Raw genomic sequence first — 17,340 nt, 5'->3', positions numbered from 1 at the left:
GCGCCTCCCCCGAGTGGGAAGGCGCCCCTCACAAGAAGAACGTGAACGTCAGCCGCGACGGGAGGCCTCGTACTGCTTGGCCGGGCCGCCGAGCGCCATCACCAGAATGATGATCGGCATGACGGCGAGGATGACCGACACGATGCCGCCACCGAGAATCGCGAGCCAGAGGACGCACAGGAGGATCTGCACGCCGGCCGCGATGACGAGCAGCTGACCGGCGGTGCCGCTCAGGGCCTTGATCCCGCCCCAGATCAGCAGACCGCCGCCGATGAGGCCACCGAACGCCAGCGCCCAACCGACCGCCAGCAGGCCCTCGTCGATGTCGACGCCACCGATGGACTCCGCCTCGTCGGTCGCGGCGGAGACCGCGCCGAACCCGATCATCACGATGACCGTGCAGATCAGGGTGAGGCCGGCCTGCACGAACGCGAGCACCGCGGCCGTGGTGACGGTGCCGGGACGCGGGATCGGACCACCCGAGTACTCCGGCGGCGCCGGCGGCATGCCGCCACCGGGGAACCCACCCGGAGGCGTCGCGCCGTAGCCCGGGCCCTGGTTGTAATTGCCGGGGGGCTGTTGCCCGTACGGCTGTGACATTTCATTACCCCTCTCGCGCGGCTTCAGTGTCCGCGTCGTGACTGCAGGAACTGCGTTGTGCTCGCACCCACCGACAGAACAAGGCTGATTGTCGGCATGATGGCGAAGAAGATAGCGAAGCCGATCAAGACGCCTTTACCCACGTCTATGGCTTCGACCCCGGCCGATTCGATGGCCGCGAACCGGATGACGTAATAGACACAGATCACCAGCTCCAAGGCGGCACCGGCGATCAACATGCTGCGCGACTTGCCCCCGAGCAGCTGCACACCACCGATGATCAGCAGCGCGACGCCGATGAGTTCCACCACCGCGACGATCAGGCCTTCCACGACGGCGGAGCTGTCCAAGGTGTCGGACCCACCGGCCGAGGCCACGACCTGAATGATGCCGGGAATCGCGGTGATTCCGGCCTGCACGAACGCGAGTACCGCCGCGGCGGTCGCCGCGCCCGGCCTGCCGATCGGCCCCGAGCTGTACTCCGGCGGGGCGGCGGGCATGGCGCCATAGGCCGGTGCCTGCGGGTATCCGTAGGCCGGGTTCTGGGGATACCCCTGCGCGGGCTGCCCGTAGGGCGGGCTCTGGGGGTACCCCTGTGCCGGTTGTCCCTGGCCAGGCGTCTGCGGATACCCCGGCCCCTGCGGATACCCACCGGACTGGGGATACCCGCCGCCCGGTTGTTGACCGGGCTGCTGGCCGTATGGCTGTGTCATTACCACTCCTATGAAGCCGCCGCAGCTTAGACGGTGAGTGCACAGATACTGGCACAGACGTCGCCAATTGACCTGAGGTTCCACCCGGATCGTGACCGGTTTTTGCCAGGTCAGGCCGTGCGGCCCGGGTCTCCGCCCGGCACAGCGTCACCCGGACGAGAACCGTCCGCTTCGGACGGCTTCGGTTTGGGGGGCACGATGCTCGCGAGTTCTCCGCCGTTGTCGTTCATCCGCAGCACGAACGGCCGGGTCTCGGTGTACTGGACCACCGAGACGGACGCGGGGTTCACCACGATGCGCTGGAACGAGTCGAGGTGCTGTCCCAACGCGTCGGCGAGGATGGCTTTCAGCACGTCACCGTGGCTGCAGAGGAGCCAGACGGCGTCGTTGCCGTGGGTGCTCGCCACTCGCGCGTCATGTGCGCGAACCGCGGCGACCGCCCTGCTCTGCACGTTCGCGAGCCCTTCCCCACCAGGGAAGACGGCGGCCGACGGATGCTGCTGCACCACCGACCACAGCTTCTCCTTGGCAAGGTCCTTCAGCTCCCGGTTCGTCCAGTCGCCGTAGTCGACCTCGGCCAGGTCCGGCTCGGTGACCGGGGTCAGTCCGCGGCCCGCCACCAGCGGCGCGATCGTCTGCTCGCAACGCAACAGCGGCGAGCAGACGATCTCCGCGATGGGTACCGCGGCCAGTCGCGACACCAACTCGTCGGCCTGCTTACGACCGTTCTCGTCCAGCTCGACCCCTGGCGAGCGGCCGGCGAGAACACCGGAACCGTTCGCGGTCGAGCGGGCATGCCTGAGGAGTACGACTGTGGCCACGCCGCAACCCTAACTACTTGGGCGGCGCGAGCACCGGCCCGGCGTCGGGCGCGAGCGCCCCGGTGGCGACGAGCACGATGAGGAGGATGCCGAGCGCGATCCGGTACACCACGAACGGCATGAAGCTGTTCGTGGAGATGAACCGCATCAACCACGCGATCACGGCATAGCCGACCCCGAACGCCACGATCGTGGCGACGATCGTGGGCCCCCAGGGCGGCGAGTCGTCCCCACCGATGTCCTTCAGCTGGTACAGGCCGGACGCGAACACCGCCGGCACGGCCAGCAGGAACGCGTACTCCGCCGCCTCCGCGCGCTTGTAGCCCAGCAACCGGCCCGCGGTGATCGTGCCGCCCGAGCGGGACACACCCGGGATCAGCGCGAGTGCCTGCGCGAAGCCGAAAGCGATACCGTGCGGCGCGGTCAGGTGGTCGAGATCCCGTTCCTTGCGGCCGACGTAGTCGGCGATCCCGAGCAGGATGCCGAACACGATCAGCGTGGTCGCGATCAGTCGCAGGTCACGGAACGCGTGCTCGATGTCGTCCTCGAACAGCAGGCCGAGCACGGCGATCGGGATCGTGCCGACGACGACCAGCCACGCCATCCGCGAGTCGGAGTTGTCGCTCCACGACGCCCCCCGGCGCAGTGACCGGAACCAGGCGACGAGCAACCGGCCGATCTTCTTGCGGAAGTAGATGATCACCGCGGTCTCGGTGCCGAGCTGGGTGACCGCGGTGAACGCCGCACCGGGGTCGTCCCAGCCCGCGAAGGCCGCGCTGATTCTCAGATGCGCGCTGGACGAGATGGGCAGGAACTCCGTGAGTCCTTGTATGAGGCCAAGTACGAGGGCTTCGAGCCAGCTCAACTACCAACTCCCGCGCGATCCAGAGCTTCCACCGCGACACGCAGTGCCGCGATGCTGTGCTCCAGATCTTGCAGTACCGGGGAAACCGTCAGCGTGGTGACCCCCGACTCGGCCAACGCCTGCATCTTCTCGGCGATCCGCTCCTTGGGACCGAGCAACGCGGTCGAGTCGAGGAAACCCAGCGGGACCTTCGCCGCGGCGCCCGCGTAGTCCTTTGCCAGGTACAGGTTCTGGATCTCGGCGGCCTCGGCCTCGTAACCCATGCGGCAGGCGAGGTTGTTGTAGAAGTTCTGCTCCCGGCTGCCCATGCCACCGATGTAAAGCGCCGCATAAGCCCGAATCTGGTCAGCGGCGACTTTCCAGTCATCTCCGACGACGATCGGGGCGGTCGGCACCACGTCGAAGCCGTCCATGGTCTTGCCGACCTTCTCACGGCCCTTGCGGATCAGCTCGAGCGACTCGGGGCCGTACTCCGGGGAGTAGAAGACCGCGAGCCAGCCGTCGGCGATCTCACCGGTCAGCTCCAGGTTCTTCGGGCCGATCGAGGCGAGGTAGATCGGGATCTCGGCACGCACGGGGTGCACGATCAGCTTCAGCGGCTTGCCGGGACCGTCCGGCACCGGCAGCGTGAAGTGCTTGCCCTGGAAGGAAACCCGTTCGCGGCGCAGCGCCTGCTTGACGATGTCGACGTACTCGCGGGTGCGGCCGAGCGGCTTGTCGAACTTGACGCCGTACCAGCCCTCGGACACCTGCGGCCCGGACACGCCGAGCCCGAGCCGGAACCGGCCGCCGGACAGCGTGTCGAGCGTCGCCGCCGTCATGGCCGCCATGGTGGGCTGGCGAGCGGGGATCTGGAGGATGCCCGAGCCGACGTCGATCCGTTCGGTCTGCGCGGCGACCCACGCGAGAACGGTCGGCACGTCGGAGCCGTACGCCTCCGCGGCCCAGGCCACGGAGTAGCCGAGCCGGTCGGCTTCCTGTGCCAGTGTGAGGTTGTTCGCGTCGTTGCCGGCACCCCAGTAGCCAAGGTTCAGTCCGAGTCGCATGAGCGGACCCTACCGCGCAGTAACATCTCGGCCCAAACGGCGATGCCGGTGTGCCTGCCAGCGGTTACGCGACACTGCCCGTACCCTTCGCCCGGTGGAGCAACGACACCTCGGGCACAGCGGGCTGCGGGTGTCCAGGATCGGCCTGGGCACCATGACCTGGGGCCAGGACACCGACGCCGACGAGGCAGCCAGCCAGCTCGTGGCGTTCGCCGACCTCGGCGGCACGCTCGTGGACACGGCGGACGTGTACGCCGACGGTGAGAGCGAGCGCATCCTGGGCGGTCTGCTCGACGACCTCGTGCCGCGCGACGAGCTGGTGATCGCCACGAAGGCCGTCGCCCGGCGGGACGACGGTCCGTTCGGCGGCGGCGCCTCCCGCGGCGCGCTGCTGCACGCGCTGGACTGCTCACTGCGCCGGCTCGGCGTGGACCACGTCGACCTGTGGCAGCTGCACGCCTGGGACACCGCGGTGCCGCTCGAGGAGACCCTCTCCGCTCTGGACGCGGCCGTGACCAGCGGCAAGGTCCGCTACGTCGGCGTGTCGAACTACTCGGGCTGGCAGCTGGCGACAGCCGCCACACAGCAACGCGGCAAGCCGTCCTGCCTGGCGAGCACGCAGGTGGAGTACTCGCTGCTCGAACGCGGCGTCGAACGCGAGGTGACCTCGGCCGCCGCCCACCACGGGCTGGGGCTGCTGGCGTGGGCACCGCTGGGCCGCGGGGTGCTCACCGGCAAGTACCGCGCGGCGACCCCGGCCGACTCCCGCGGCGCGTCCACGCACTTCGCCCCGTACGTCGACCACCACCGCAACGAGCGCGCGGCCCGGATCGTGCAGGCCGTCGTCACCGCGGCCGACGGGCTCGCCACCTCGCCGCTGTCGGTGGCGCTGGCATGGGTCCGTGACCGCCCGGGTGTCGCGTCCGCTGTCGTGGGCGCACGCGACACCGGGCAGCTGCTGGGCTCCCTCGTCTCGGAGGAGCTGACCCTGCCCGACGCGATCCGGGCGGCACTCGACGACGTGAGCGACATCGAGCTGGGCTACCCGGAACAGCGCCTCGGTTAGCGGCCGGTGAACCGCCACCTGCCGCATGGGACCTCATACACGGCGAAGCCCGGTTCGGTGCGGCGGAACGTCGCACCTCTGGGCGCCGTCACCGGTCCCGTCGTCGGCACGTGCACCTCGGCGGTCGCACCGAACGGCACCCCGACCGTGAGCGTCACCGCAGAGGTGCCCGACCACTCGACCGCCACGCGGCCACGGACCGTCTCGATGGACGTCTTCGCCCAGCTGACCCCGACCCGGGCGTCCGGGCGGACCACGAAGCGCTCGTAGCCCGCGTCACCCGGCCGCAGCCCCGCGACGTTCTCGTACAGCCACTGCACGACCGTGCCCAGGAAGTAGTGGCCCCGCGACCGCGAGTCCAGCGGCCAGGCCTCCCACATGGTGTCCGCGCCCTTGTCGAACCAGAAGCCCCAGCTCGGGTAGGTCCGCTGGGTCGCCAGCGCGTGCGCGACGTCGGCGTGGCCGTGCGCGGTGAGCACCGGCAGCAGCACGCTCGTGCCCAGGGCACCGGTGTTGAGGTGGTTGCCCCTTTCCCGGATGTCCGCGACCAGGCTGTCCACGACGGCGGGCACGGCGTCGGCCGGCACCATGCCGAACGCGAGCGGGATCGCGTTCGACGTCTGGCGGTAGCCGGGGTCCTTGTCGGTGCGGTAGGCGCCGTCACGCAGGAACGTCGCGTTGAGCGCGTCCCGGCACCGGCCCGCGACCTGCCGGTACCGTGCGGCCACGTCGGCGTGCCCGAGCAGGTCACCGAGCTCCGCGGTGGCGAGCAGCGCGCGGTGCAGATAGGCGGTCGCGGTCAGCCGGGTGTCCTCCGGTGGGATCTCGTAGCCGGGAGCCAGCCAGTCACCGAGCGCGGTGATCGCGAGCCCGTCCCGCAGCCGCGCGATCTCCCAGTCGAGATACCGCACCAGGACCGGCCAGTGTTCCGTGGCCACCCGGTCGTCGCCGTAGACCCGGTACATCTCGCGCAACACATGCGGGTACACCGTCGTCCACTCGGGGGACGGGGCCAGCTGCTGGTAGCCCCAACCGCCGCTCGGCACGATCACCGGCAGCTGCCCGGCCGTGTTCTGGCTGTCCGCGAGGTCGCCGAGCCACTTGGTCAGGAACCGCTGCATCCCGAGCGCGTAGATCATCACGGTGGTGCCGAGCTGCGCGTCGCCGGTCCAGCCGTTCTTCTCGAACATGGGGGTGTCGGTCGGGATGCCGTGCAGGTTGTTGCGGATGGTCCGGCGCATCGCGCGTTCGAGCTGTTCGAAGAACGGCTCCGAGCAGCGGAACCCGCCGGTGTCGGGCACGGCGCTGTGGACGACGCGGCCGACCAGCTTCGGTGCCTCGTCGAGACCGGTGACCTGCACGTACCGGAAGCCCTTGTAGGAGAAGCGGGGCTCCCAGACCTCCACGCCCGTGCCCGCGCAGATGTACTCGTCGAACTGGTGGCGGCCCGGCACGTGCCCGTTGCGTCCCTGGACGCTGCCGTCGGTGTTGAGCTGCTCCCCGTGCTGCAGGCCGACGAGGGTGCCGGCCGGCGCGGAGACGGTCAGCCTGGTCCAGCCGGCCATGGTGCGGCCCATGTCCGCGACGTACGAACCGTCTGCGAGGGCGGTGATCGACACCGGGGTCACGGTCTCGTCGACCTCGATCGGCTCGTGCTGCTGTGCGCGCAGCGTGCCTCGGGGCGGGTCGAGCGCGGTCGCCGGCTGCCAGGTCGGAGTGTGGCGGGCGTCGTAGGTCTCCCCCGCGTAGATCGAGTCGGACATGGTCGGGCTGTCGGCGACCTGCCAGCCGGTGTCCGAGCCGATCGTCGTGATCGCGCCGCCCCGGTGGTGCACCACGAGCTGGGCGAGCAGCCGCGGCTCGCCGTGCCATGGCGCGCGGTGCCAGTTCCACACGTTGGGTGTCGTCAGGCCGTAGAACCCGCGACCCAGCGTCACCTGGATCTCGTTGGCGCCCCGGGAGAGCAGGCGGGTCACGTCGTGTGTCGCGTACAGGACGGTCTCGTCGTAGTCGGTGAAGCCGGGGTCCAGGACCTGTTTGCCGACCTGGCGGCCGTTCAGCTCGGCGTCGTAGTAGGCGAGTCCTGCTATGTACAGCCGTGCCGACACCACCGGCTTGTCCAGGGTGAACTGGCGGCGCAGCACGGGTGCCGGCCGTTCGACCACCACTTCGCCCTGGGTGCCCCATGGTCCGGCGCCGTAGGACGCGAGGACCGTCGCCCGTGACCACGCGCTGTCGTCGAAGTCCGGCTGTTGCCAGCCCGGATGCTCGGCGTCGGCCACCCGCCACTCGCCGTCGGTGACCACCTGGTGCTGGGTGCCGTCGTCGAGGTCGAGGACGAGCCGAACCAGGAGGCCGCCCGGGTTGACAGCGACGTTGCCGCGGTTGGTGGCCACGGCGGCGAGGGTGAGGCGCGAGCCCTGGATCCGCCTGGTGACGTCGGTGAACCGGCCGATCTTCCAGCCGTCGACCTGTTCGGGCGAGTGCAGCACCCGTTCCCCGTCGACGTAGAGCGTGAAGTCGTCGTCCGCGGTGGCGACCAGTAGCGCCCTGGTGACCGTCCGGCCGGCGGGCAGGTCCGCGGTCCGGCGGAACCAGCGCGGTCCGGCGGGCGCGTCGCTCGGTGTGGCGTCCGGCGACCAGATCCAGGAGGCTCCGCCGAAGCCGGGTGGTGCCTCGACGGGGGCACCGCCGATCCACCGCGCCTGCCACGCCGTGCCGAGGAACGCCGTCTCCCACCAGCCGGCCGAATGCCATGGTGAGACGCGGCCTCGCTCGTCCCATATCCGTACGCGCCAGTGGTAGCGCGTGTGTGGTGTCAGTGGCGGTCCGCCGTAGGGGACGCCGACGGTTCGTGTTGAGGTGATCTTGCCGGAGTCCCACACGTCGTCGACGCGCACCTGGTACGCGGTCTGACGTGTGCCCGCCCCGATCACGACCCAGGAGAGCCGCGGCGCGGAGACGTCCGTGCCGAGCAGGGTCGGAGCGGACTCGACTGTCGTTCGCATGATCACCGGTGAGTGGTTCGGGTCGGCGGCCGATGTCTCGGCCGCGAGTGCCAGCGCGCCAGCGCTGGCTGCCGAACCACGCAGGAAGGTTCGGCGGCTCATGCCCTCGCCCATCGCATTCCCTTCGTTGGGCCCACGACAGCTGTGTGAACGTTTCAATCCATGATCAGGGTGGGTACGGGCGAGGACAATGCTCCGTTTGACCGAACGTGATGGACCGCTTACTAGCGGTCAGAGGGGCGACGTCCACTCATCGTCACAGCCGTGACCAGCGGTTGACAGTAAGTAGTCAAGCCCGGCGGAGCGACACCCCGTAACGGGGGTTAGCGTCCAGTCAAACTTTAGGGAATGCTGGACAGATGTCCCGCTGGTGCGACATGGGGCCACCGGCGTGACACACGGGACGTGCCGGAGGTCAATGTTGCGTCGCAAGGTAGCCGTGCTGATGGTGGTCTGCGCGGCGGTCGGGTCTGGTTGCTCCTCGAACCAGCCGAGCGACCAGCTCATGGTGACCGACAATCCGGTGGCGGCGGCCGCGGCCGAGTCACCGCCAGCCAGCACGACCCCGGCCGGCACCGTGACCGCGCTCGGCGGCGTGACCGCGATGGCGTTCGAGCCGACGTCGGCCACCCTCGCGGTCGCGACGAACGGCGCCGTCCAGCTCTTCCACCTCGGCGACACTCTCGCGCCCACCGGTTCCGTGCCGTTGGCCGCCGAGTCGCTGACCACGGGCGGCGACGGCTTCCTGGCGACGGCTGCGAGTCAAGTCGTCCGTATTGGAGTGCCCGACGGCCGGACCAGCCCGGCCACCGAGGTCCAGGGAGACGCGGTCAGCGCCACCACGTTCGACGGCAGCACGCTGGTCGCACTGCGGGACAAGCGCGCGGTCGCGGTCGTCGAGGGGTCACGGGTCCAACGGACGATCAGCGGTGACCTGATGAGCGCCGACCAGGTCCTGTCCACGGGCAAGCGGGCGGTCGTACTCGACCGGTTACGCAACGCCGTGTTCAGGCTCGACGTGGGTGACGGCCGTATCGCCGAGGGCTTGCGTGCCGGGCAGGGCGCGACCAACGCCGTCTCCGACCGGTTCGGCCGGGTTCTCGTGACCGACACCCGGGGCGACGCGCTGCTCGCGTTCTCCGCCGACCCGCTACTGCTGCGGCAGAACTACCCGGTCGCTGGCGCGCCGTATGGCATCACGTACGACCCGGAACGCGACATCGCCTGGGTGACGTTGACAGAGACGAACGAGGTGGTCGGCTACGAGGTGGCCGGCGAGCAGCCGAAGGAGAAGTACCGGTTCCCGACGGTGTCCCAGCCGAACACCGTGGCGGTGGACCCGGAAACCGGACGCGTGATCGTCGCGTCCGGCACTGGAGATGGGATTCAGGTGATTTCCATATGAGTTCAGAGGTGATCGACGGGGACTGGGAGTACCGGCCGCTGCGTCTGCCGCCCGGGGTTTCGCGGCGCTCAGCGGCCACGCAGCTTTCCATCCACGCCGAGTTCGCCGGCTGGGAGTTGTCCAACGTGCGGCTCTACTCGGACGGAAGCCGGCGGGTGCTGCTCAAACGGCGCCGCGCCCGCGGGCTCCTACCCGGGCTGAGCACGTAAGGACTCAGCCGCCGCTCTGCACGGGAAGGTTCTCGACACCTTCCCAGACCGCACGCGCGCCGGCGTCGCCGACGCGGTAGACGTGGATGCCCGCGCCGACCGCGACGCCGACGGTCACCAGCGCGAGCACGATCATGACCAGGGCCGGGGCCTTCGCCGCGGGTTCGGTGTCTTCCTGCCCGGCCCCCACCGCCACCGCGGCCTTCCGCGCCGCCATCGTGTGCACCACCATCAGCGCGCCGACCGCCACGGTCAGGCCCAGCGCCCACCACAGCATCAGGTCCCCGAGCCGCTCGTGCTCGGTGATCAGGTCATTCTCCGGTAACCGGCTGGACAGGTTGTCCCCACTGGTGGTCGCGACCGGCACGAGCACGGTCCCCACCGCGGCGGCCGCGACAGCGAGCCACCCGTACCGGCGGCGAACAGCCGGCCACACGGCGGTCAGGACGGACCCGAGGACGGCGATCACGAGAAGCACCACCACGAAGTGCACGACCAGGGGGTGCACCGGGAGACCGTCAATGAATTCGGGCACGTTGCCTCCGTTGTCTCGGACAATGATTATCAGCTGCTTACGCACCGCTCGGCCGGAAGGTTCATCCTGTTAGGACCTGACGGACCTGGGCGATTATCCTGGGCACGATCTCCGCGCGCGCCTCAGGGGCAACATGTGCCCGGCGCTTGGGGACGGTGACGAAGTGCCCGCGCCGAACGCGAGCCGCCCGGGCATGCCCACGGGTTGCCCGGCGGCGAACTCGAGCGCGATGCCCTCGGTGGTCGCGGACCACGACAGCGACGTCCGCGGCGGACTCCCCAGCCCTCGTGAGGCCGTTCGCTCAACAGGTGCGCAGGAAGCGGTCGAGCACCCGTGTGCCGAACCGCACGGCGTCCACGGGCACCCGCTCGTCCACCCCGTGGAACAAAGCGGTGAAGTCCAGGTCGGGCGGCAGCCGAAGCGGCGCGAACCCGAAGCAGCGAATGCCCAGGCTGTGGATGGCCTTGGCGTCGGTCCCTCCAGACAGGACGTACGGGATCGTCCGAGCCCCGGGATCCTCGGCCTGCACGGCCGCGGTCATGGCGTCGACGAGGTCCCCGTCGAAGGTGGTCTCGACAGCGGGCAGGTGGGTGACCCACTCCCGTTCGACGTCAGGGCCCAGGATCTCGTCCAGCTCGCGCTCGAAGGCCTCCTGACGCCCGGGCAACACCCGACAGTCCACAACGGCCTCGGCCACGGAGGGGATCACGTTGGCCTTGTAGCCGGCCGAGAGCATCGTCGGGTTGGCCGTGTCGCGCAGCGTGGCCCCCACGACCCGCGAGAAGGGCCCGAGCTTCGCCACGGCGCCCGGGAGATCGTCCTCATCGAACTCCATCCCGGTGATCGACGTGACCGAGCTGAGAAAGGCACGCACAGAGTCGGTGAGGACGATCGGGAACTCGTGCTCCCCGAGCCGAGCCACCGCGGCGGCCAGCTTGGTGACGGCATTGTCGTCGTGCAGCATCGACCCGTGCCCCGCCCGCCCCCGAACCCGAAGCCGCATCCACGCGATCCCCTTCTCGGCGATCTCGATCGTGTAGGCACGCAGATCCTCACCGAGCGTGACGGAGAACCCCCCAACCTCACCCACCGCCTCGGTGACCCCGTCAAACAGATCAGGCCGGTTCTCGACGAGCCACTGCGACCCGAAGGCCCCACCAGCCTCCTCATCAGCGAGGAAAGCGAAGACAAGGTCACGTGGCGGGACCACTCCGTCCCGCTTGAACCGCCGAGCAGTGGCCAAGGTCATACCGACCATGTCCTTCATGTCGACGGCGCCCCGGCCCCAGATGTACCCGTCCTGGACCGCACCGGAGAACGGGTGAACGGACCACTCGGTGGGGTCAGCGGGCACCACGTCCAGGTGACCATGCACCAGCAGCGCCCCACGCCCCGGATCGGCCCCCGGCAGCCGAGCGAACACGTTCCCCCGACCAGGCGCCCCGGACTCCACGTACGTGGTCTCGTACCCAACCTCCTCCAGCTTCCCCAGCACATACTCGGCAGCCGCCCGCTCCCCCACGGTCGTCGCGGCCTCCCCCGTATTGGTCGTATCGATGCGGATGAGCTCGCTGGTCAGCTCAACAGCCTCGTCCTGAGACGACAGGTTCATCAGCTCGGTCACGGGGCCTTCCTACCATTGCCGAGCCCCCTGCGAGGGACTGAAAAGCATCCGCTACGCTGTGCGCACCACAGAGTCCGAGTGGCGGAATGGCAGACGCGCTAGCTTGAGGTGCTAGTGCCCGACAAGGGCGTGGGGGTTCAAGTCCCCCCTCGGACACAGATCCCCAAGATATTTCCTGGAAGCAACCAGTCTTTCACTCACCCCTGCCTGCGGTCTCATCGCGCCCTAGCCTGCCTCCCGTTGGTGCTGGTCGGGGGTGGGCACCATGGCTGAGCGTAAGGTCGCTCCGCTGGTGCCGCCTCGTTTGTCAGCGTCCGCTGGGCATCAACTCCTCGCCACTCGTAGCGGCCGGCTGCCAGTCGCCGAACTGCTCGCCCCTCCCCGGGCCGGGTCGCTCGTGTACGGGATGGGGAAGATCGACACCTGGGGTGTCGTGTCCAATCGGGACACCATCCAGGCCCTCGGCTGGACACCCGATGACCGCCTCCACATCGCCTTGGTCGGCGGATCCGTGGTGGCGCACCGCGACCCAGCCGGTGCATTCGCCATGGGCCCGAAGCCCTACCTTGTCCTCCCGGCCACGGTCCGGCACCGCAGCGGCGTCCGCCCCGGCAACCGAGTCCTGCTGGCTGCCGACCCCCACCACGACGTGCTTGTCGTGCACCCTCTCACCGCGCTGGACACGATGATCACCGCCTACCACACCTCCCTCACCACCGGAGGTGACCCGCGATGACCACCCAGACGACACAGGCCGCCAGCGCGCAAGCGGACCGGGAAGTCGTGGAGGCCGCACGGGTACTGCTGCAGCGCATGGGCGTCGACCCGGCCGACCTGATGCAGGACCCCGCCGACCGGCCCCGCGTGCCGACCTTCGACGAGTACATCCCCGAAGTCGAGGCCGCAGTCACACCCGGAACCGCCGGCACCTACGGGTCCTACTGGAAACGGATCGCCGCGAAATGGGGCCGACGCAGCCTGCTCGACCCGACCCCGACCGAGATCGACCAGTTCAAGGAGGAGATCAAGGCAGGCGCCGTCCAGCGCCGCAACTCCCGCGGCGGACGCGGCACCGCGGAGAACTTCATCGCCGCCCTCCGCTGCCTCTACAAGCACGCCGAGAAAGACGGCCTGATCAAACCGGACGAGAACCCCGCCGCGAAGACGACGAAGCCGCGCCGGCAGGGCTCCACCCGACACGCGCTCTCGAACGCCCAGATGAGTGAGATCAACTTCTATGCCGGCACCACCGGCGACGATCCCGAACTGGACACCCTCCTGATCCGGCTGCACACCGAGTCGGCGTGCCGGACCGGCGGGGCTCTGGCCCTGCGGCCTCGCGATCTGAACCGGGACCAGTGCCTGGTGTACCTGCGGGAGAAGGAGGGCACTGCCCGCTGGCAGCCGGTGTCCCGCACCCTGATGACCGCACTTGTCGAGCACGCTGAGCAACGCGGCGCGGCCGCTGACGTTAACCGTCAGTTGTTGCGGTATCGGAACGGGAATCCGATCACCGACCGTCGGTACAACCACCTGTGGGATCGCCTCGGCCGCTACCTGCCCTGGGTGACCACCTTGAACGTGTCGGCCCACTGGATCCGGCACACCACCCTCACCTGGGTTGAACGCAACTTCGGCTTCGCGATCGCTCACGCCTACGCCGGCCACTTCGACGAAGGAGACAACAAGAACGCCACTCTGACCTACGTCAAGGCCGCCGTCCACGACGTCGCCACGGCCTTGGCCGCTCTTACCGGCGAGCCGCACCCGCTCGCTGCCTGACCGCTCGCTGGTACTGGTACCGGTCTTCAGCGTGAGACCGGTACCAGTACCAGCGTCGGCATATCCGAGGTCGTGTCGGTAACCTGTGCCGAGTCGTACGACGAACCGTCAGTGGTGAATGTAAGACTGCAGCCATGGCTGAGAGCAGCGAAAACGGCGGCCCAGACGTGGCCGGAGAGTCAGGTGCGGACACCGACAAGGGTGTCGAGGTCTTCGTCGAAGCTCGCCGACCAGTCGGCGGTGGCCGATGGGTTGTTCTCGCCGACGACACGGTGTGGTTCGAGCCTGACGAGGGCGAGCGCCGCCCCGCGTTGATCCCCGCCAGCACGTTGCGTAACGGTCCGACGTGGAAACGGCTTCCGTCCAGTGACTAGCGCACCGTGGTTGCGCCGCGCGAGCGCGCATCCGAGTCGGTGGTTCCTGTCGGCTGGTGGGCCCGCGTTGTCTCAGTAGGCTAAGCCGGTGACAACGATGCGCGTCCAAGCTGGGGAAGAACACGATCCTGGCCCACGTTGACCGAGCGAGCGCGGTGGACATCGTCGGTGAGCTGATCTGGAATGCCATCGACGCCGAAGCGACGAGGGTCGACGTCACGATCGAGCTTGATGCGTTCGAGAGCACCCACGAGATCGTTGTCACCGACGATGGTCATGGAATGAAGCATGAGGACGTCCCTCAGTACTTCCAAACGCATGGGGATTCCTGGAAGAAGACGACACGGTTCTCGCCCGAGATCCACCGCCCGCTCCACGGGCAACTCGGCCGAGGACGGTTCTTGACCTACGGGATCGCGGATACCGTCGAATGGCGCACTGTGGTCCAGGACGGGGACTCCTTCGTCGCGACCGTCATTCGCGGCTCACGCAGCGCACCTGATGAGTTCGACCTCAGCGACCCTCAGCCGTCCAACGGGCCCAGGGGGACGACAGTGCGCATGTCTGCTCGGCAGACGTCCCGCGCTGTCTACCTGGTCGAGGGCGACGTCAACGGTCCCTTGACCGCGCGGCTTGCTGGCTCGCTGTTGGCGCTGCCCGACGTCACCGTTACTTACCGCGGACGTGCTCTGGCCCCTGCTTCGCATGTCATCGACCAGACCGACCTCGAGGTGCCGGTGCCCGGCGATGCTTTGCACGGCAAGGCAGCAGCCACGCTGCGCGTGGTGGAGTGGGACGAGGACATGGGCTCCAAGAAGCTCTTCCTCTGCGATGAACACGGTGGGGTCGTCACCGAACACAAGCTCACGCGACTGCCTCCGGCCCCGGTGCACTGGAGCGCCTACCTTCTGTGGGAAGGCTTCCGCGATGAGGAACTCATGTCGCAGGCGGACCTCGTGGTGCCCGACATGCGCCACGGTGAACTGCTCGACGCAGCCCACCGTGTCCTCGTCAGCTACTTGAATCAACGCCTCGACGAGCGCAAGGGCACCATCATCGCCGAGTGGAAATCCCAGGGCGTCTACCCGTACACCGGTGAACCACTCACGCCCACCGAAGAAGTAGAACGCGAGGTCTTCGACATCGTCGCCGTGGTCGCCAGCCCCGCGATCGGGAAAGACCGACAGCAGAAGGAACTGTCACTGCGCCTCCTCCAGGAAGCGACTCGCGCGGAACCCACCAAGACCCGCCGCATCCTCTCCAAGGTCCTCACCTTGTCTGCTGAGGAGCAGGACGTCATGGTCGACCTGTTGGAACGGACCACCTTCGGGGCGATCATCCGTTCAGCACAGACAGTGGCAGACCGCGCTGACTTCGTCACCGGTCTCCGACGCCTGTTGTACGCCGACGAGACACGCAAGGTGTTCCGCGAGGTCGACCAACTGCATCCCATGCTGGTCAACGAACCGTGGATCTTCGGTGACGAGTGGACCTTCGCACTGTCCGAATCTGGTCTGACACGGGTTGTCAAGGACATCGTCACGAAGTCGGAGACCACCGAGTTCGCTCCCACCCCCGTCAAGCTGCCCTCGGGCAAACAGGAGCGCGTCGACCTGGTGTTCTACCGACACCTCCCCGAAAGCGAACGCAACCGCAATCTCGTCGTCGAACTCAAACGCCCCATGCGAGTCACGATGGTCGAATATGGTCAGCTCAACAACTACGTCACCGCGATCACCGGACATCGCCGCATCCAATGCCATCCGGCGCAATCATGCGCAGTTGATCGTGTTGCGTGGAAACTCCGGTGCCAAGAAGAGCACCGTGGCGCGCGGGCTGCGTGCCCAGCTCGGCCGCAGTGTCGCCATCAGGGCTTAACGTCCGTCGCAGAACAGGTCGTCAGGTCCCCGGTAGTGCAGCTCGATACCTGGTCCGTCGCTCAGTCGTCGCTCGCGAAGGATGCCTTCCTTGGCTGGGTTGAGCCGGATTTCGGCAGTACCGACGGGTTCATAGCCCGGCGACCAGAGCTCGATCTCCCCGTCGGACCACTCGTCACACGCAACCGGGTGCTTTCCTGCGGAGCAGGTCCGGACCAGGTGATGCTGTCAAGCCGCGCGGTTTGTCGTCGCCATCGCCGGCGTCGTTGCCGCCCTGCACGGTTCGCGAACCGTCGCCATGCCTCGTGGGACTCCGTTGTCGGCCAGTCGGTGGCCTGGTGACCTCGGGGTCAAGTTGGGCGATCCAGTCCGGCATAGCTCCAGTCGAGTCGAACGTCACATCGGTCTGCTCGATGGCGGTGCCACGATGGTCGAAGCCGACTCGGATCAGGATGGAGGCCGGTCGCATGAAGGTATCGGTTTCGATCGCGGTTCGTGCCGACCCGTCGAGTGCGACGGCGGAGGGGTTACCCTGTGCGTCTTCGTACACGCGGGCCGCTTCCATACTCCACATCAGCCGGTAGACCAGGTCAGCCACGAAGACAGGCTGGCGCTCACGGCGATGTTCGCTGGCTACCTGGAGGATGGATCTCGATATCAGCAGGAATTACCTCACCCTCCTGAATACGCCGCTTCATCACGAGAGGAAAGGCCGGAAAGGCCATAGCAGCAGCTAAACAAACTATATAGTAACCCATTAGAGGTACACTCAAATGGGTAGTAATTCGACAACTCGATCTTTCGTCTTGCGATCCACCCACCTGACCGATGAATATTGTGAGCACACAGCAATCATGCGATCGCACAGTTCAGGAGTTGACACATGCGAGACCAGCCCGAAACTGTCGAGCACGACCCGGTCAGGGTCGTTTGTTTCCAGGATCATCCCCACCGCATCTACCTCGGCTACCAGGATCTGGAGCTCCGTTCGGACGAGCAAGAGGCTCCTCCGCGGGCGATCAGGGAAGTGACCAATCCTCGGCCTGGCGGTTTTGCGCACGACGCAGCGCAATTCATAACGGACGTCAAGAATGGCACGGCGCCCGTGGGACCCGTACGTGACGGGCTCGACCCCGTGGCCACTTGGACTCGCACGCACGGGGTGACACGCACTATGACACCAGGCGGCAGCCTGTACGCAAAGGACCCGACGGTGCGCGCATACATACTCGAAGAGAACTGATTGACTTCAACCATGAGGTTAAGCCGCTACGTACCAACACGCGCGTTAGTTAGTCGACTTTGATCTCGATGTTTGCGAGAATCAGGTATGCGCGAAGACGATGGCCGCAAGCTTGATCATCAGACGCTGGAAGCGATGCGGTTGCGGGCTGTCGCGGCGGTGGAAGCCGGGC

The 17,340-nt window shown here is 67.8% G+C and carries 15 protein-coding genes and 1 tRNA gene; 8 read left to right on the top strand and 8 right to left on the bottom strand.

Going from position 1 to position 17,340, the window contains the following annotated elements:
• Nucleotides 1-48: 48 nt before the first annotated feature.
• The 5 genes from VF106_RS18860 to VF106_RS18840 all read right to left on the bottom strand — a co-directional run bounded on the left by VF106_RS18860 (nucleotide 49) and on the right by VF106_RS18840 (nucleotide 4,045).
• Nucleotides 49-600: a hypothetical protein gene (locus VF106_RS18860; RefSeq protein ID WP_330841061.1), complete on the bottom strand. Its 552-nt coding sequence runs from the start codon at nucleotides 598-600 to the stop codon at nucleotides 49-51.
• Nucleotides 601-623: 23 nt separating this feature from the next.
• Nucleotides 624-1,313 carry a hypothetical protein gene (locus tag VF106_RS18855; RefSeq protein ID WP_330841060.1) on the bottom strand — a complete coding sequence of 230 codons (690 nt, stop codon included), beginning with the start codon at nucleotides 1,311-1,313 and terminating at the stop codon, nucleotides 624-626.
• A 110-nt stretch (nucleotides 1,314-1,423) separates the two neighbouring features.
• Nucleotides 1,424-2,134, bottom strand: coding sequence for a histidine phosphatase family protein (locus VF106_RS18850; protein WP_330841059.1), 711 nt, complete (start codon nucleotides 2,132-2,134; stop codon nucleotides 1,424-1,426).
• Nucleotides 2,135-2,147: 13 nt separating this feature from the next.
• Nucleotides 2,148-2,999 carry an undecaprenyl-diphosphate phosphatase gene (locus VF106_RS18845; RefSeq protein ID WP_330841058.1) on the bottom strand — a complete coding sequence of 284 codons (852 nt, stop codon included), beginning with the start codon at nucleotides 2,997-2,999 and terminating at the stop codon, nucleotides 2,148-2,150.
• Nucleotides 2,996-4,045 (bottom strand): LLM class F420-dependent oxidoreductase, encoded by a 1,050-nt coding sequence (locus tag VF106_RS18840; RefSeq protein ID WP_330841057.1) that lies wholly within the window; start codon nucleotides 4,043-4,045, stop codon nucleotides 2,996-2,998. The genes VF106_RS18845 and VF106_RS18840 overlap by 4 nt, the downstream gene beginning before the upstream one ends.
• A gap of 94 nt (nucleotides 4,046-4,139) precedes the next feature.
• Here VF106_RS18840 and VF106_RS18835 point away from each other — a divergent pair, with 94 nt between their 5' ends.
• Nucleotides 4,140-5,111, top strand: coding sequence for an aldo/keto reductase (locus VF106_RS18835; protein WP_330841056.1), 972 nt, complete (start codon nucleotides 4,140-4,142; stop codon nucleotides 5,109-5,111).
• Here VF106_RS18835 and VF106_RS18830 read toward each other — a convergent pair.
• Nucleotides 5,108-8,221 (bottom strand): family 78 glycoside hydrolase catalytic domain, encoded by a 3,114-nt coding sequence (locus VF106_RS18830; protein WP_330841055.1) that lies wholly within the window; start codon nucleotides 8,219-8,221, stop codon nucleotides 5,108-5,110. The two genes, VF106_RS18835 and VF106_RS18830, sit on opposite strands and share 4 nt — an antisense overlap.
• Nucleotides 8,222-8,537: 316 nt before the next feature.
• On the opposite strand from VF106_RS18830, the gene VF106_RS18825 reads away from it, so the two are divergent.
• Together VF106_RS18825 and VF106_RS18820 are read left to right on the top strand one after the other, a co-directional pair.
• A complete protein-coding gene (locus VF106_RS18825) occupies nucleotides 8,538-9,524 on the top strand; it encodes a YncE family protein (RefSeq protein ID WP_330841054.1) in 987 nt (328 codons plus the stop codon).
• The gene (locus VF106_RS18820) at nucleotides 9,521-9,733 is read left to right on the top strand and encodes a DUF5703 family protein (protein ID WP_330841053.1); all 213 of its coding nucleotides are present in this window, start codon (nucleotides 9,521-9,523) and stop codon (nucleotides 9,731-9,733) included. The genes VF106_RS18825 and VF106_RS18820 overlap by 4 nt, the downstream gene beginning before the upstream one ends.
• Nucleotides 9,734-9,737: 4 nt before the next feature.
• On the opposite strand, the gene VF106_RS18815 is transcribed toward VF106_RS18820, so the two are convergent.
• Complete coding sequence (locus tag VF106_RS18815) at nucleotides 9,738-10,268, bottom strand: DUF2231 domain-containing protein (protein ID WP_330841052.1); 531 nt, start codon at nucleotides 10,266-10,268, stop codon at nucleotides 9,738-9,740.
• A 301-nt stretch (nucleotides 10,269-10,569) separates the two neighbouring features.
• The gene (locus VF106_RS18810) at nucleotides 10,570-11,880 is read right to left on the bottom strand and encodes a M20/M25/M40 family metallo-hydrolase (protein ID WP_414639016.1); all 1,311 of its coding nucleotides are present in this window, start codon (nucleotides 11,878-11,880) and stop codon (nucleotides 10,570-10,572) included.
• A gap of 84 nt (nucleotides 11,881-11,964) precedes the next feature.
• Here VF106_RS18810 and VF106_RS18805 point away from each other — a divergent pair.
• The 5 genes from VF106_RS18805 to VF106_RS18785 all read left to right on the top strand — a co-directional run bounded on the left by VF106_RS18805 (nucleotide 11,965) and on the right by VF106_RS18785 (nucleotide 16,267).
• Nucleotides 11,965-12,048: transfer RNA gene (locus VF106_RS18805), tRNA-Leu, on the top strand.
• A gap of 109 nt (nucleotides 12,049-12,157) precedes the next feature.
• Nucleotides 12,158-12,628, top strand: coding sequence for a hypothetical protein (locus VF106_RS18800; RefSeq protein ID WP_330841050.1), 471 nt, complete (start codon nucleotides 12,158-12,160; stop codon nucleotides 12,626-12,628).
• The gene (locus VF106_RS18795) at nucleotides 12,625-13,674 is read left to right on the top strand and encodes a tyrosine-type recombinase/integrase (protein ID WP_330841049.1); all 1,050 of its coding nucleotides are present in this window, start codon (nucleotides 12,625-12,627) and stop codon (nucleotides 13,672-13,674) included. The genes VF106_RS18800 and VF106_RS18795 overlap by 4 nt, the downstream gene beginning before the upstream one ends.
• Nucleotides 13,675-13,808: 134 nt before the next feature.
• Nucleotides 13,809-14,048, top strand: a complete 240-nt coding sequence (locus VF106_RS18790; protein ID WP_330841048.1) for a hypothetical protein — start codon at nucleotides 13,809-13,811, stop codon at nucleotides 14,046-14,048.
• Nucleotides 14,049-14,203: 155 nt separating this feature from the next.
• Nucleotides 14,204-16,267 carry an ATP-binding protein gene (locus tag VF106_RS18785; protein ID WP_330841047.1) on the top strand — a complete coding sequence of 688 codons (2,064 nt, stop codon included), beginning with the start codon at nucleotides 14,204-14,206 and terminating at the stop codon, nucleotides 16,265-16,267.
• The last annotated feature ends 1,073 nt before the right edge of the window (nucleotides 16,268-17,340 follow it).

It is taken from the genome of Actinophytocola sp. (genome assembly GCF_036378875.1).
GTDB lineage: Bacteria > Actinomycetota > Actinomycetes > Mycobacteriales > Pseudonocardiaceae > Actinophytocola.
This window is presented reverse-complemented; position numbering and strand designations above follow the sequence as displayed.